Below are 15,254 nucleotides of genomic sequence, written 5' to 3' on the forward strand. Positions count from 1 at the left end.
TATTAAAGGAGATTACAAACCGGACAGCGCGGCGGCGGCACGCACCTGTGCATCCAGCAGCGCATTACGTACCGGGGCAAAGCTACGACGATGATGCGACGTTGCCCCGTGCTGCGTCAACCGTTCCAGATGAAGCGCGGTTGGATAACCCTTGTGCTGAGCGAAACCATACTCAGGAAACAGCACATCCAGCTCGGCCATTTCACGGTCGCGCGTCACCTTCGCCAGAATAGAAGCCGCGCTAATCTCGGCGACCAGACTGTCGCCTTTCACTACCGCCTGAGAAGGAACCGGCAGCACCGGGCAGCGGTTACCATCAATTAACACCAGGTCCGGCGTGAGCGACAGCCCGGCAACCGCACGCTGCATCGCCAGCATGGTCGCGTGCAGAATATTAAGACGGTCAATCTCATCAGGCTCGGCCCGGCCGAGGCTCCAGCTGAGCGCCTTATCCTTAATTTCATCATAGAGCGCCAGACGGCGCTTTTCCGAGAGTTTTTTCGAGTCGGCAAGGCCGACAATGGGACGGGCAGGATCGAGGATCACCGCCGCGGTGACTACCGCTCCGACCAACGGCCCGCGCCCGACTTCATCTACGCCAGCAATACGGGACGCCTGCGGATAAACAAAGGGATTCATTGGCAAAGCTCCAGCACAGCTTCAGCGGCCTGCTCATCGGCATTCCAGCGGATCTGCTGATGTAATTCAGTAAAGGTAGCAATCAGATTATCGCGCGTTTCACCGGCTGTCAGCAGCGGCCTCAGGGCGTCCGCCAGACGTTCAGGCTGGCACTCCTGCTGTAGCAGCTCTTTTACCAGCTCGCGGCCCGCCAGTAAATTAGGCAGGGAAACCCAGTCGGTTTTAACCAGCCGCTTCGCCAGCCAGAAAGTGAAGGGCTTCATACGGTAGCCGACCACCATCGGGCATTTTGCCAGCATGCATTCAAGGGCCGCAGTGCCGGACGCAAGGATCGCCGCATCGCTGGCAATCATTGCCTGGCGCCCTTTACCGTCAAGCAAATGCACGTGCAGCTCCGGCGCAACCTCAGATTTAATTTTTTCGAACTGCTCGCGACGGCGCGGATTAACCAGCGGAACCAGAATTTCCAGTTCACCTACCTGCTGGCGCAATATTGCCGCCGCTTTAAGAAAATCGGCGCTGAGCATTTCCACTTCCGCGCTGCGACTTCCTGGCAGCAGCGCCAGGCAGCGTGCATCGGCAGCAATGCCTAATTCATCACGCGCGGCCAGCTTATCAGGTTGCAATGGCATCGCGTCCGCCATGGTGTGGCCGATAAAGCGACAGGGGACGTTAAAACGGTCGTAAAAGGCTTTTTCAAACGGCAAAAAGGCCAACACCAGATCGGTAGAGCGGCCAATTTTGAACACGCGCTTTTGCCGCCAGGCCCACACGGAGGGGCTGACATAGTGAACGGTGCGAATACCGCGCCGCTTCAGTCGACCTTCCAGGGTAATATTAAAATCCGGCGCATCGATGCCCACGAAAACGTCGGGTTGCAGTTCAGTAAAACGACGCAGTAGATCACGCCGGATGTGCAGCAAACGCGACAGCCTGCCAAGCACTTCGACGATCCCCATCACCGCCAGCTCTTCCATCTCATACCAGGCCTCGCAGCCTTCCGCCTGCATCAGCGGACCGGCTACGCCAACAAAACGCGCATTGGGATGACGGGCTTTCAGCGCCCGGATTAAGCCAGCGCCAAGAATATCGCCGGAGGTTTCTCCGGCGACGAGGGCAAACGTTAGCGGCTGCACTGACATAGCTTTAGCGGATCAGGCCACGCGTGGAACGGGCAAAGAAATCGTAGAAGGGCTGCACTTCTGGATGCGCTTTCGCGATCTCCGCAATTTCCGGTTTCGCTTCATCCAGTGATTTCCCGCTGCGGTAAAGCACTTTATAGGCATTACGGATAGCGTGGAGCGCCTCTTTATTGTAACCGCGACGCTGCAAGCCAACCAGATTGATGCCGAAAGGCGTGGCGTGGTTACCCTGGGCGATAATGAAAGGCGGCACGTCCTGCGCAACGCCGGAACAGCCGCCGACCATCACGTGCGCGCCAATGATACAGAACTGATGTACCGCCGTCATACCGCCGATAATAGCGTAGTCATCGATCGTAACATGACCACCCAGCGTGGCATTATTCGCCAGAATACAGTGGTCGCCGACGATGCAGTCGTGCGCTATATGGGCATTAACCATCAGCAGGTTATCGCTACCTACTTTGGTCAGCCCATCAGCCTGAGCCGTACCGCGGTGGATAGTAACGCTTTCGCGAATGCTATTGCGGTCGCCAATCTCAACCCGCGTTGGCTCACCGGCATATTTCAGGTCCTGATTCACTTCCCCAATGGTGGCAAACTGGTAAATAGTGTTGTCTTTACCAATTTTGCTGTGACCGTTGATCACGACATGGGATTTCAGCACCGTGCCTTCGCCGATTTCAACATCGGCGCCAATAAAACAAAACGGGCCAATATGCACGCGAGCGCCAATAACGGCGCCCTCTTCAACAACAGAACTTGGATGGATGACGGCGGTTTTATCAATCACAGAGTTAGGCCTCCCGGCTGCGGGCGCACATCATGGTAGCTTCACAAACAATTTTTCCGTCGACGGTAGCAACGCCTTTAAAGCGCGTCAGGCCGCGGCGGGTTTTCTCAAACGTGACTTCCATGATCATCTGATCGCCAGGCACGACCGGGCGCTTAAAGCGCGCTTCATCAATACCAGCAAAATAGTAGAGCTCGCCCGGCTCCAGCTTGCCAACGCTTTTAAACGCCAGTATGCCAGTGGCCTGGGCCATCGCTTCAAGGATCAACACGCCGGGTAAAATGGGTTTGCCAGGAAAATGCCCCTGGAAAAACGGCTCGTTGACAGAAACATTTTTAACCGCACGCAGATATTTGTGCTCTTCGAACTCAAGAACGCGATCGACCAGCAAAAAAGGGTAACGATGCGGAAGCAGTTCAATAATCTCTTCAATTTTCAGAGTATGCGTTTCAGTAGTCAAAATACTCTTCCTGTCCTAAAAAATCTGATGGCATCAATAACACGGCCTGCAACGGCTTATCGCCAGCAGGCCGCAAATCAGTTTCCATATGCCTGGCTTCCTTACCTCTGTAAAGAAGTTTTGAAGCCGGTCAGTGCGGGATGAATAAATGCTCAGTCTTTGCCGACTTTACGCTCAACGGCTTTCAGCCGTTTGCTCATATCATCAATATTCATTACCAGCGCTGCCGTTTTACGCCAGGTTTTATTGGGTTGTAATGGAATACCGGAGGAGTATACCCCAGGTTCGGTAATTGGTCTCATGACCATTCCCATTCCCGTGACCGTTACCTTATCGCAAATTTCCATGTGACCGTTAATAACGCTTGCCCCACCGATCATGCAGTAACGACCAATCTTCAGGCTGCCCGCCATAATGACGCCGCCCGCAACGGCGGTATTGTCGCCAATAATGACGTTATGCGCAATCTGACACTGGTTATCAATAATAACACCATTACCAATAAGGGTGTTATCCAACGCGCCGCGATCGATAGTGGTGCAGGCGCCAATCTCAACCCGGTCGCCAATCACTACCGTGCCAAGCTGTGGTATTTTTATCCAGTTACCGCGATCGTTAGCATAACCGAAACCATCGGCGCCAATCACCGTACCTGACTGCACCAGGCAATCGCTGCCCAGCTGAACTTCGTGATAAATCGTGACGTTAGCCCACAGTTTTGTACCCGCGCCAATGCGCGCCTTTTTACCAACAAAGCAGCCGGGGCCAATCACCACGTTATCTCCCAGCTCAACGCCAGACTCAATAACGGCGTTGGCGCCCACAGCGATGTTTTTACCCAGCTTCGCGCTGGGGTCGATAACGGCGCTGGGCGCGATGCTGTCAGCAGGCTTCGGGGTGGTATCCAGAATTTGCGCCATTCGGGCAAAAGTCAGATAGGGATTTTTCACCACCAGCGCTGCGCTGCGGCACCACGGCAGATCGGCTTCCGTCAGCACCACGGCTGAAGCAAGGCAATCAGCCAGCTGCTCACGGTAACGACTGTTGGAAAGAAAGGTTATCTGGCCGGATTGGGCGGATTGCATAGAAGCAATGCCGGAGATGGCAAGACTGCCATCTCCGTGCAATTCTGCATCCAACTGCTGGGCTAAATCAGCCAGTCGAATTGAAGACATGTATTATTTAACCTGTTTCAGGACGTCAGCAGTAATATCTTTAGATTTGGCTGAGTAAGCTACCGCGTTGGAATCGATAACTACATCATAGCCTTCGCTGTCCGCGACTTTCTGAACAGCATCCTGGATACGGCTCAGCAGCTTGTTGCGCTCTTCCATCTGGCGACGGCGATTATCCTGCTCAAATGCCTGAGCTTTAGTGGAAAAGGTTTCGCGCTCAGCCATAACCTGTTTTTCCATGCGGCTACGTTCAGAAGCCTTCATGGTTGAACCGTCGCGCTGCAGTCTCTGCATTTTGGTCTGCAGATCGCGTTCCATACCCTGAAGTTCGGTAGCACGGCTTTTGAATTCAGTTTCAAGCTGCTTCGCAACCGTAGCACGTTGCGGTAACTGTTGGAAAATGCTGGAAACGTTCACCACTGCAATTTTATCAGCGGCCTGCGCACCAGCGGAAGCCGCCAGAGCAATACCCAGACCTGCGGCACACAACAACTTTTTCACTATAAACTCCTTACCTCAACGTTTGTGTCAACGACACAGTTTTGCCTGGAATAGCCGGCCAGTCTGTGCTAGCCGTCGGTTTCTCAGGCGATACTCGCAAATAGTGCATCCATGCTAAGCCGCATTACCAGGTTTTACCAATGTTAAACTGGAATTGCTCAGCTCTGTCCCCTTCGTATTTCTTGAACGGCTGTGCGTAGGAGAACACCAGCGGTCCAAGCGGAGACATCCATTGCAAGGACAGACCCGCAGACATGCGAATATTGCCCGGGTCGCTATAGTCAGGAATACCCGCGTTGCGCGTTGCGTCCGTATTCTGCCACTTGGTATCCCAAACGGTACCGGCATCAACGAATAAAGAAGTACGCACTGAGTTGGCATATTTCTCACTCAGGAACGGCGTAGGCGTAATCAGCTCAAGGCTGGCCACCGCCATCGCATTACCGCCAACTGCATCGTCAGATTCACACACCGGATTGCTGCCTGAGCAGTTATCCGAGTTGACGTTGTAGTAAGCCGCTTTTGGCCCAATGGTATTGGAGCGGAAGCCGCGAACGGTGCTGGAACCACCGGCATAGAAGTTCTCATAGAATGGCAGTTCTTTATTGCCTAATCCGCCGCCATAGCCAAGACGACCGCGTCCCAACAGCACCCAGGTACGATCCTGGTTGATTGGCATGTACTGCTGAGAATCCAGCGTCAGCTTGTAGAAGCTGTTATCCGAGCCTGGAATCGTTATTTTGCCGTTCAGGTTGGTACGGTTACCCGCCGTCGGGAAGAAGCCGCGATCGAGATTGTTATACGTCCAGCCGTAGTTAAAGGTGAAGTCATCGGCGGAATAGCTGCCACGGTCATTCAACGGCTGATGGTGACCAACGGAGTCCAGATAGCGCCACATGGCGATCTGCGGCTGCATGTTGGACAGGTCGTTATGCACGTAGCCCAGACCCACGCGCAGCGTGTTGTTTTCGTTGATCGGGAAGCCAAGCGTTCCGTCTAAACCATAGCTTTTGTTGGTGTAGTCGGAGAGGTCGGCATCGTTTGCTTTAAAATCGTTATAAAACAGGCGACCACCCAGGCTGACGCCATCGACCGTGAAGTACGGGTCGGTCAAGGCGAATTCAGCGTAGGTCTGATAGTCGTTTTTGGTACCACTCAGACTGACGGTGTTACCGGTGCCCATCCAGTTTTCCTGGGAGACGCCGACCTGGAAGCTCACGCCGCTTTCCGTACCGTAGCCAACACCGAAGTTGAAGGTACCGGTGTTACGCTCTTTTACCTTATAAACCACGTCAACCTGGTCGGTGGTTCCCGGCACACGTTCGGTTTCCACGTTTACCGTCTCAAAATAGCCAAGGCGGTTCAGGCGCTCTTTACCCTGCTCGACCAGGTTGCTTCCCAGCCAGGAACCTTCCATCTGGCGCATTTCACGACGCAGAACCTGATCTTCGGACGTATCGTTACCTTCAAAGCGCACTTTACGCACGTAGAAGCGATTTCCGGCATCAACGCTGACGTGCAGCTTCACCGTTTTGTTGGCATCATCAATTTCTGGCTGAGTGGCAACGCGTGGATAGGCATAGCCGTAGCGTCCCAGCAGTTTCTTGATGTCGTCCTCCATTTTGGTGACCTTCGCACCGTTATAGAGTTCGCCAGGTTGGATGTGCGCCAGCGCTTCAATTTCCGCCGAGTGGCCGGCCATACTGCCGTTTACCACGCTGCCGGAGATCTTGTACTGATCGCCTTCCGTCACGTTAATCGTGATGTAGATGCCCTTTTTATCAGGCGTAAGGCTGACCTGGGTTGAATCGATATTGAAACGGGCATAGCCGCGGTCAAGATAGAAGCTACGCAGCGTTTCAAGGTCGCCGGCCAGCTTCTGCTTTTCATATTTACGGTTGCCGACCAGGTTCCACCACGGCACCTCATCACGCAGCTGGAAGCGTGAAATTAATTCGTCTGAGCTGAATGCCTTGTTACCGACGATGTTGATCTGCTGAATTTTTGCAGACACGCCCTCGGTGAATACCAGCTTAAGATCGACACGATTACGCGGCAGCGGCGTTACTACGGCTTTAACGTTGGCGCTATACTTACCAACGCTGTAATAGAAATCTTCCAGCCCTTTTTCAATGGCGGAAAGCGTGGTGCGATCCAGAGCTTCACCAACGCGCACGCCCGAAGCTTCCAGATTCTGCTTGAGCTGTTCGTCTTTCACCGCTTTGTTGCCGGAGAATGTAATGCTGGCAATGGTGGGACGTTCTTTGACCTGGACAATCAGCGTATCGCCATCACGCAATACCTGAACGTCTTCAAAGTTCCCGGTCGCGAATAAGGATCGAATGATATTACTGATATCATCGTCGGTGACCGTATCGCCGACACGCACGGGCATACTTAGCAATGCCGCACCGACGGCGACTCGCTGTAAGCCTTCGAAATGAATATCCTTCACTACGAAGTTATCAGCACCGTATACGGTAGCGCTGCTAAACAGCAGCGACGCTATGAGCAACTTTTTCATCGCCATCGTTGTTATGCATTCTTCCTAACTGGTTCCACAGCTGCCTGGTCAAACCGGGTATACAGGGCTACCCCTGCTACAGAGACCGCAGCTAACATCGTCAGCCGCAATCCGGTCTGCCCGTCCCTGACGTTACAACCGTGAGAAATCATTAAATAGTGCAAGCCCCATTAACAACACCAGCAAAACAGAGCCGATGCGGTAGCTGAAGTCCTGAACTCGCTCTGACACCGGCCCGCCCTTGATTTTTTCAATCACCAGGAACAGCAGGTGCCCACCATCTAGTACCGGTAATGGGAACAGGTTGATAATCCCGAGGTTTACGCTAATCAACGCTAAAAACATCAGATAATAAATCAAGCCATATTCCGCTGACAGCCCGGCCCCTTGTGCGATCGAAATGGGGCCACTCAGATTGTTCAGCTTTACATCACCCGTAATCAGTTTCCCTAACATACCGACGGTTAACTTCATCAGCTGCCAGGTTTTTACACTCGCCTCGCCAACTGCAGCGAAAGGGCCATACTGGCGTATCGTCTTGTACTCATCCGCCAGGGGAACTACGCGGGGAACAACGCCGGCGAACCCTCCAGCCTGACTTCCCTTTTTAACTTCGGGCGTCAGCGTCAGGTCCTGTACTTCCCCCTGGCGCTCCACCTGCAAAGCAATCGCCTTGCCCGGATTATCACGCACCGTGGTGACAAACGTCTGCCACCGAGCTAAAGGCTGACCATCGACTTTAACGATCCTGTCGCCAGCTTGCAAACCTGCTTTACTGGCAGCCGACCCGTTCTGCACTTGCGCCAGCACGGTCTCTATCTGCGGCCCCTTGGGAACGATTCCCAACGACAGAACCGGATCCTGCTTATCGGGTTCAAACTGCCAGCGGCGCAGATCCAGTGTCTTATCAACGACGGCATCGCTGCCAAATGGCGCTACGCTGAGCGTTGCCTGACGGTTGCCGATATCGGCCACCAAAGCCATACGCACAGCATCCCAGTCTGGCGTTTCGATACCATCGACAGCTTTAAGTTCCATTCCAGGCGAAATTTGCGCTTCTGCCGCCAACGATCCGGTCAATATTTCACCAACAACCGGTTTTACTCCCGGAACGCCGATGATAAAAACCAGCCAGTAGGCAAAAATAGCAAAAATAAAATTTGCCAGCGGGCCGGCGGCAACAATCGATGCGCGCTGCAGCACGGTTTTATGATTAAACGCCAGATGGCGTAATTCCGGCGCGACGCTTTCAACGCGCTCATCGAGCATTTTGACGTAGCCACCAAGCGGTATTAGCGCGATGACATATTCGGTGCCCTGCTTATCGCGACGTCGCCACAGTGCTTTGCCGAAGCCGATAGAAAAACGCTCCACCCGTACGCCGCAGCGCCGGGCCACCCAGAAGTGACCAAACTCATGCACGGTAATCAGGATGCCGAGGGCGACAATAAAAGCGGCAAGACTCCAAAGAATGCTCAGCATAGAAACCTTACAGGGTTCTGAAAACCAAAAGCAGCAGGCAGGCAAATACCGGCACTGCCGCCGTCAGGCTATCAATACGATCCAGAATGCCACCATGACCAGGGATCAGGTTGCCGCTGTCTTTAATGCCAGCTTCGCGTTTAAACATGCTTTCGGTCAGATCGCCAAGCACCGACGCCAGCGCGGCTACCAGCGAGCAGATAAGCAGAGTCAGGGGCGCGACCGTTAACGGCGCAGCAACGCCGAATAGCCAGGAGATCAGCGCGCAGGTTAACAATCCGCCGAAAAATCCTTCCCAGGTTTTCCCCGGAGACACCCGCGGAGCCAGCTTATGTTTGCCGAACAGGCGGCCGAACAGATAGGCGCCAGAGTCAGCAGCCCAAACCAGAAACATCACGTAGAGTAACCACCAGGCGCCGGTATAATGGTTGGTTTCATAGCCAAACTGACGCAGAGTGAGCATTCCCCAGAAGAAAGGAACGATGGTCAGGATGCCGAAAACAAGACGCAGAACGCGGGACTCACGCCACCAGCGGGCGGATGAGGGATAAAAGAGCACCAGCGCCAGCGCCAGTAGCCACCAGATAACAGCGGCCCAAAGTGAGGCTTCAACCTGAGGAAGGTGCAGGGCCCGTTGATAGGCGGGCAGCGTAAATAGCATCAACGCCAGCAGAAACCCACATGCCAGAGCCAGCCAGATACGCTGAGATCGGCTACTGAACCCGGCCAGTTGCCCCCATTCCCAGGCGGCAAGCATACAAATGACCAGCGTGGTAATTGCAAATCCAACCGGAGGCAGCCAGAAAAGTGCGGCAATCACAAGAGGAATCAGTATTAACGCTGTGATTAGGCGAGACTTCAGCAAAGGTTACCCCCAAGGCATTCAGGCACCGTCAGGCGCTGCGCCACCGTAACGACGTTCGCGTTGTGCAAAAGCATTCAGAGCACCTTCAAAAACTTGTTCATCAAAATCAGGCCAGAGAACATCGGTAAAGTAAAATTCAGCGTAGGCAACCTGCCACAGCAAAAAGTTACTGATTCGGTGCTCCCCCCCGGTCCTAATCACCAGATCCACCGGCGGTAAATCGTGCATACACAGGTGCTGTTCTAACGTCTGTTCAGTAATCTGATCGGGACGTACCTGCCCTTCTTGCACCTGTTCGGCAATGTGTCTGATGCTGTTTATAATATCCCAACGGCCACCATAATTGGCAGCGATGTTTAGGGTAAGTCCATTATTTTGCTGAGTCAGTTCCTCGGCACGACGAATTCGCTCCTGTAGGCGAGCGTTAAACCGGCTGATGTCGCCAATAATCCGCAAGCGGACATTGTGCTTATGTAAACTTTTTACTTCACTGTCCAGCGCCCAGACAAAAAGTTCCATCAACGCCAGCACTTCCTGCTGCGGTCGACTCCAGTTTTCACTGCTGAACGCATACAGCGTTAACGCATCCATGTTGTTGCTGACGGCGAAACTGACAGAGCGGCGAACGGATTTTACGCCCGCTTTGTGCCCGGAAATCCGTAGCTTTCCCTGATTTTTAGCCCAACGACCGTTGCCATCCATAATGATGGCCACATGGCGGGGAGTAATCCCTGTCGGGTCATCGGTTTTTAAAGCATTCGTGGACGACATAAAGCGTTAACATTCCTTAAATCAGAAAGAGTGGTTTCTGAAATATCTCACCTGCTGGCACAAATAACCGCAGCAACGGCATGCTTGCCACGGAAATTCAAGGTCATCCCTGAACGGAGGCAGGAGACTATACCATCTCCAACAACCTCGAACAAATGCCGCCGACAACGCAGTCCGCCCCCTCAGAACCTGAAGCGAGCCAGACCGGAAAGCGCCATATCTCGAGCCTGCTTATCAATCTCCAGCACCTCGTTTACGCTTTCAGGCTCAGCAAACTGCAATCGTTCCAGCACCGACACATTTAACGCCGCGATATCCGTGAAGCGAATCTGTCCATCAAGAAACGCGGCAACCGCGATCTCATTGGCAGCATTCAGTGCAGTGGTAGCCGCCTGACCGGCATTACAGGCATCAATGGCCAGCTGCAGGCAGGGATAGCGTACATAGTCAGGCTCTGCGAACGTCAGGGCGCTCATGCGTGCGAAGTCCAGCGGCACGACGCCGGACGATACGCGCTCTGGCCAGGCCATGGCATGGGCGATCGGCGTACGCATATCCGGCGTTCCCAGCTGAGCCAAAACGCTGCCGTCACAGTATCGCACCATGGAGTGAATCACCGATTGTGGATGAATAATCACTTCCATCTGGGCGTCAGAGGCATTAAACAACCAGCGGGCTTCGATATATTCCAAACCTTTATTCATCATGGTGGCCGAATCAACGGAGATCTTTCGCCCCATTGACCAGTTCGGATGCGCGCAGGCCTGTTCAGGAGTGACATGTTTTAGCATGTCCATTGGCGTATCGCGAAAAGGGCCACCAGACCCCGTAAGGATAATGCTATCAATGCCATTATCCGCCAGAGAAGCGTACCCTAACTGACGTTGAAGGGAAGCGGGCAAACTCTGAAAAATAGCGTTGTGCTCGCTATCGAGCGGCAGGAGCTGGGCCCCCGATGCACTCACGGCCTCAAGAAATAAACGGCCGCAAGTCACCAGCGATTCTTTATTTGCCAGCAGTACCTGTTTACCGGCGCGGATCGCCGCCAGCGTCGGCAGCAGCCCGGCCGCGCCGACAATTGCCGCAACCACCATATCCACATCGCCCAGCGCCGCCAGCTCGCAGGCTGATGCTTCCCCGCTTAGCACGTCGGTGGCGATATGTAACTGCTGAAGCTGCTGACGTACCTCTGCGGCGGCGGCGTCGGTCGCCATACACACCTGGGCGGGATGAAACGTCTGACACTGCTCGACCATCATGGCGACATTATTGCCCGCCACCAGCGCTTTAACCTGAAAGCGTTCAGGATTTGCTTTAATCACCGCCAGCGTGCTGGTCCCTACGGAGCCGGTCGAACCCAGAATTGTCAGTTGCTTCATCATGCCACCTACAGCCTCCCCGCCGCCGGTTTCCCGGGCAAAGAGAGCCTAAAACTCAACGTAAAACGCCGCACGACAGCCACCCGTATCTGGGGACTCTCGGTACGGCGTTGACAGGAACAGGACAGACTCAGAAGTCCATCAGCTCCGTTTCTTTCTCGCTAAGCGCTGCATCAATTTTTTTGATGCTCGCATCGGTCAGTTTCTGGACTTCGTCCTGAGCGCGGCGTTCTTCATCCTCGCCGATCTCTTTATCTTTCAGCAGCGCTTTCAGCTTATCGTTGGCGTCGCGACGAACGTTACGCACTGATACCCTGCCCTGCTCGGCTTCGCCGCGAACGATTTTAATCAGGTCTTTACGACGCTCTTCGGTCAGCGGCGGCAGCGGAACGCGGATATCGCTGCCTGCTGAGCTTGGATTGAGCCCAAGGTCAGAGGCCATAATCGCCTTTTCAATCGCGGCGCTGACGCTGCGATCGAACACATTCACTTTCAGCGTGCGTGAGTCTTCAACTGTAATGCTGGCCAGCTGCTTCAGCGGCGTTGGCGCACCGTAGTACTCAACCGAAATACCATCGAGGATGGAAGGAGATGCACGACCCGTGCGAATCTTACTGATGTTGTTTTTAAACACTTCAACGCATTTATCCATGCGCGTATCAGCATCTTTTTTGATGTCGTTAATCACGTTGGAACCCTTAAATTCTGGTTACCAGGCAGGCTCTGAACAGCCAGAACCCGTTCAAGTCTAATCGGCAGTGTTCTGTATCCGCGTCCGGTTTTACCGTTAGCAGGCAGAATATACCCTATTTTACGCCGTGACTGATATTAATGCGTAATCAGGGTACCTTCTTTTTCGCCCATCACCACGCGACGCAGCGCGCCCGGCTTATTCATATTAAACACGCGGATCGGCAGCTGATGGTCGCGGGCAAGGGTGAATGCGGCCAGGTCCATCACTTTCAGCTCGCGCTCCAGCACTTCGCTATAGCTTAATTTTTCATACAGCGTCGCCTCCGGATTCTTCACCGGATCGGCAGAATAAACGCCGTCAACCTTGGTTGCCTTCAGCACCACATCCGCTTCGATTTCAATGCCGCGTAAGCAGGCTGCGGAATCGGTGGTGAAAAAAGGATTACCGGTACCGGCGCAGAAGATAACCACGCGATTATTGCGCAGCAGGCTAATCGCCTCCGCCCAGCTGTAGCTGTCGCACACGCCGTTAAGCGGAATGGCCGACATCAGACGCACGTTGACATAAGCCCGGTGCAGCGCATCGCGCATCGCCAGACCGTTCATCACGGTGGCCAGCATCCCCATATGGTCGCCGACTACGCGGTTCATTCCGGCCTCAGCCAGACCCGCGCCGCGGAAAAGATTACCACCGCCAATGACTACCCCAACCTGAATGCCGAGCTCCACCAGCTCTTTTACTTCCTGCGCCATACGGTCGAGCACGCTGGCATCGATACCGAAACCTTCCGATCCCTGCAGCGCTTCGCCACTCAGTTTTAGCAGAATACGTTGATAAACGGGTTTTGCATTGGTAGCCATGGTCAATTTTTCCTGGAAGATATCTTTGAATTGAGAAAAGTTAGAACGTCTCTATCATCCCGTTAGCCAATTCAGATTACTATTGGGATGAGACTGAAAATAGGTAGCGCAAACTCCCGGCAAACACGATTTTCAGGCAAAAAAGAACCGCCATGCGGCGGTCCTTTTATTTCAGTCGATTAAGACTGCTTAGACATTGCTGCGACTTCGGCAGCAAAATCGCTTTCTGCTTTTTCGATACCTTCACCCACTTCGAAGCGGATAAAGTTTACCACTTCAGCGCCTTTCTCTTTCAGCACCTGACCCACGGTTTTGCTGGGATCGATAACGAAGTTTTGGCCGGTCAGAGAAACTTCGCCGGTGAATTTCTTCATGCGGCCTTCAACCATTTTCTCTGCGATTTCACGCGGCTTGCCAGACTGCATGGCAATTTCCAGCTGAATCTGATGCTCACGCTCAACCACTTCAGCAGAAACGTCTTCCGGCTTAACGTATTCCGGCTTGCTGGCGGCGATGTGCATAGCGATCTGTTTGATCAGCTCATCATCACCACCTTTAGCGGAAACCAGAACGCCAATGCGAACGCCGTGCAGGTAGCTGCCGAGCAGATCGCCTTCCAGTACGGAAACGCGGCGGATATTGATGTTCTCGCCAATTTTCGCCACCAGCGCAACGCGCTTCTCTTCGAATTTGGCTTTCAGCACGTCAACATCAGCGATGCGTTCAGCAGCAGCGGCAGCCAGCACTTCGTCAGCAAAGGCCTGGAAACCGGCATCTTTCGCGACGAAGTCAGTCTGGCAGTTAACTTCCAGAATAACGCCGTAGTTGCCGTCGATGCGGGTTTTGATAACGCCGTCTGCAGCCACGTTGCCAGATTTTTTAGCCGCTTTCGCCTGGCCAGACTTGCGCATGTTATCAATCGCCAGCTCAATGTCACCATTGGCTTCGCCAAGCGCTTTTTTACAATCCATCATGCCAGCGCCGGTGCGCTCGCGCAGTTCTTTTACCAGAGCAGCGGTAATTTCAGCCATTCTTTAATCCTCGGTTAGCGTAGTTGCTACCATTCATCCTGACCGGACGCGCTAGCAGCAACCTGATATCGGGAAATTTTCTACCCTGCCGGAGGCAAATACCCAGGCAAAGCAGAGATAAAAATAAAGGGGCCAATGCAGGCCCCTTCTCGATCGTTTAAGGGCTCTGAGCCAGAGCAAGCCTTAATTACTCAGCAGCAGCGAAGCTCTCTTCTGCCTGCTCAGCCAGGTCCTGAGAACGGCCTTCGCGAACGGTGGTCGCAACGGCGGTCAGGTACAGGCTTACAGCACGGATGGCGTCATCGTTACCAGGGATAACGAAATCAACGCCGTCCGGATCGGAGTTAGTATCAACAATAGCAAATACCGGAATGCCCAGGTTATTCGCTTCTTTGATAGCGATGTGCTCGTGATCCGCATCGATAACAAACAGCGCATCCGGTAAACCGCCCATGTCTTTGATACCGCCCAGGCTGTTTTCCAGCTTGGCCAGCTCGCGAGCGCGCATCAGCGCTTCTTTCTTGGTCAGTTTGTCGAAAGTACCGTCCTGAGACTGAGTCTCCAGATCTTTCAGACGCTTAATTGACTGACGAACGGTTTTCCAGTTGGTCAGCATGCCACCCAGCCAGCGGTGGTTTACGAAGAACTGATCGCAGCTCTGCGCAGCGTCTTTTACCGCTTCACTTGCAGCGCGTTTAGTACCGACAATCAGAATGCGACCTTTACGGCCAGCGATTTTGTTCAGCTCCGCCAGCGCGTCGTTGAACATCGGTACGGTTTTCTCAAGGTTGATGATGTGAACTTTGTTACGGGCGCCGAAGATGAAAGGCTTCATTTTCGGGTTCCAGTAACGGGTCTGGTGACCAAAGTGTACGCCAGCCTTAAGCATGTCGCGCATGGAAACAGTTGCCATGATTACCTCTAAATAAATTTGTTTG

15 protein-coding genes are annotated in these 15,254 nt (G+C 53.6%); all 15 read right to left on the reverse strand.

All coding sequences use genetic code 11. From position 1 onward, the window contains the following. Positions 1-12: 12 nt before the first annotated feature. Positions 13-639 carry a ribonuclease HII gene (rnhB, locus tag BTJ39_RS10520; RefSeq protein WP_078002652.1) on the reverse strand — a complete coding sequence of 209 codons (627 nt, stop codon included), beginning with the start codon at positions 637-639 and terminating at the stop codon, positions 13-15. Further along, on the reverse strand, positions 636-1,781 hold the full coding sequence (lpxB, locus tag BTJ39_RS10525; RefSeq protein WP_078002653.1) for a lipid-A-disaccharide synthase: 1,146 nt from the start codon (positions 1,779-1,781) through the stop codon (positions 636-638). Before lpxB ends, rnhB begins: the two co-directional genes overlap by 4 nt. Positions 1,782-1,785: 4 nt before the next feature. Beyond that, positions 1,786-2,574, reverse strand: coding sequence for an acyl-ACP--UDP-N-acetylglucosamine O-acyltransferase (gene lpxA / locus BTJ39_RS10530; protein ID WP_078002654.1), 789 nt, complete (start codon positions 2,572-2,574; stop codon positions 1,786-1,788). A 4-nt stretch (positions 2,575-2,578) separates the two neighbouring features. Continuing rightward, complete coding sequence (fabZ, locus tag BTJ39_RS10535) at positions 2,579-3,034, reverse strand: 3-hydroxyacyl-ACP dehydratase FabZ (protein WP_078002655.1); 456 nt, start codon at positions 3,032-3,034, stop codon at positions 2,579-2,581. A gap of 152 nt (positions 3,035-3,186) precedes the next feature. Further along, on the reverse strand, positions 3,187-4,209 hold the full coding sequence (lpxD, locus tag BTJ39_RS10540) for a UDP-3-O-(3-hydroxymyristoyl)glucosamine N-acyltransferase (RefSeq protein ID WP_078002656.1): 1,023 nt from the start codon (positions 4,207-4,209) through the stop codon (positions 3,187-3,189). Positions 4,210-4,212: 3 nt separating this feature from the next. Next, positions 4,213-4,710 (reverse strand): molecular chaperone Skp, encoded by a 498-nt coding sequence (skp, locus tag BTJ39_RS10545; RefSeq protein WP_078002657.1) that lies wholly within the window; start codon positions 4,708-4,710, stop codon positions 4,213-4,215. Between the two features lie 124 nt (positions 4,711-4,834). Further along, positions 4,835-7,240, reverse strand: a complete 2,406-nt coding sequence (gene bamA / locus BTJ39_RS10550) for an outer membrane protein assembly factor BamA (protein ID WP_078002658.1) — start codon at positions 7,238-7,240, stop codon at positions 4,835-4,837. A 126-nt stretch (positions 7,241-7,366) separates the two neighbouring features. Further along, complete coding sequence (rseP, locus tag BTJ39_RS10555; protein WP_078002659.1) at positions 7,367-8,716, reverse strand: sigma E protease regulator RseP; 1,350 nt, start codon at positions 8,714-8,716, stop codon at positions 7,367-7,369. Positions 8,717-8,723: 7 nt separating this feature from the next. After that, positions 8,724-9,581, reverse strand: a complete 858-nt coding sequence (gene cdsA, locus BTJ39_RS10560; protein WP_078002660.1) for a phosphatidate cytidylyltransferase — start codon at positions 9,579-9,581, stop codon at positions 8,724-8,726. 18 nt (positions 9,582-9,599) lie between these two features. Continuing rightward, positions 9,600-10,352, reverse strand: coding sequence for a (2E,6E)-farnesyl-diphosphate-specific ditrans,polycis-undecaprenyl-diphosphate synthase (ispU, locus tag BTJ39_RS10565; RefSeq protein ID WP_078002661.1), 753 nt, complete (start codon positions 10,350-10,352; stop codon positions 9,600-9,602). A gap of 182 nt (positions 10,353-10,534) precedes the next feature. Further along, a complete protein-coding gene (ispC, locus tag BTJ39_RS10570; RefSeq protein ID WP_078002838.1) occupies positions 10,535-11,731 on the reverse strand; it encodes a 1-deoxy-D-xylulose-5-phosphate reductoisomerase in 1,197 nt (398 codons plus the stop codon). Between the two features lie 130 nt (positions 11,732-11,861). After that, entirely contained in the window at positions 11,862-12,419 is a 558-nt protein-coding gene (frr, locus tag BTJ39_RS10575) for a ribosome recycling factor (RefSeq protein WP_078002662.1), read from the reverse strand. A gap of 140 nt (positions 12,420-12,559) precedes the next feature. Next, positions 12,560-13,285 carry a UMP kinase gene (gene pyrH, locus BTJ39_RS10580; protein WP_078002663.1) on the reverse strand — a complete coding sequence of 242 codons (726 nt, stop codon included), beginning with the start codon at positions 13,283-13,285 and terminating at the stop codon, positions 12,560-12,562. 179 nt (positions 13,286-13,464) lie between these two features. Continuing rightward, the gene (tsf, locus tag BTJ39_RS10585; protein ID WP_078002664.1) at positions 13,465-14,316 is read right to left on the reverse strand and encodes a translation elongation factor Ts; all 852 of its coding nucleotides are present in this window, start codon (positions 14,314-14,316) and stop codon (positions 13,465-13,467) included. Positions 14,317-14,503: 187 nt separating this feature from the next. Beyond that, positions 14,504-15,229 (reverse strand): 30S ribosomal protein S2, encoded by a 726-nt coding sequence (gene rpsB, locus BTJ39_RS10590; RefSeq protein WP_078002665.1) that lies wholly within the window; start codon positions 15,227-15,229, stop codon positions 14,504-14,506. Positions 15,230-15,254 lie beyond the last annotated feature (25 nt).

Origin of the sequence: Izhakiella australiensis, assembly GCF_002006995.1 — a bacterium.
GTDB lineage: Bacteria > Pseudomonadota > Gammaproteobacteria > Enterobacterales > Enterobacteriaceae > Izhakiella > Izhakiella australiensis.

Bases quoted from the DNA above. Each gene is read 5' to 3' on its own strand.
- bamA (WP_078002658.1), bottom strand. From the start codon at position 7,240: ATGGCGATGAAAAAGTTGCTCATAGCGTCGCTGCTGTTTAGCAGCGCT.
- rpsB (WP_078002665.1), bottom strand. From the start codon at position 15,229: ATGGCAACTGTTTCCATGCGCGACATGCTTAAGGCTGGCGTACACTTT.
- rseP (WP_078002659.1), bottom strand. From the start codon at position 8,716: ATGCTGAGCATTCTTTGGAGTCTTGCCGCTTTTATTGTCGCCCTCGGC.
- lpxB (WP_078002653.1), bottom strand. From the start codon at position 1,781: ATGTCAGTGCAGCCGCTAACGTTTGCCCTCGTCGCCGGAGAAACCTCC.
- ispU (WP_078002661.1), bottom strand. From the start codon at position 10,352: ATGTCGTCCACGAATGCTTTAAAAACCGATGACCCGACAGGGATTACT.
- tsf (WP_078002664.1), bottom strand. From the start codon at position 14,316: ATGGCTGAAATTACCGCTGCTCTGGTAAAAGAACTGCGCGAGCGCACC.
- lpxD (WP_078002656.1), bottom strand. From the start codon at position 4,209: ATGTCTTCAATTCGACTGGCTGATTTAGCCCAGCAGTTGGATGCAGAA.
- pyrH (WP_078002663.1), bottom strand. From the start codon at position 13,285: ATGGCTACCAATGCAAAACCCGTTTATCAACGTATTCTGCTAAAACTG.
- ispC (WP_078002838.1), bottom strand. From the start codon at position 11,731: ATGAAGCAACTGACAATTCTGGGTTCGACCGGCTCCGTAGGGACCAGC.
- rnhB (WP_078002652.1), bottom strand. From the start codon at position 639: ATGAATCCCTTTGTTTATCCGCAGGCGTCCCGTATTGCTGGCGTAGAT.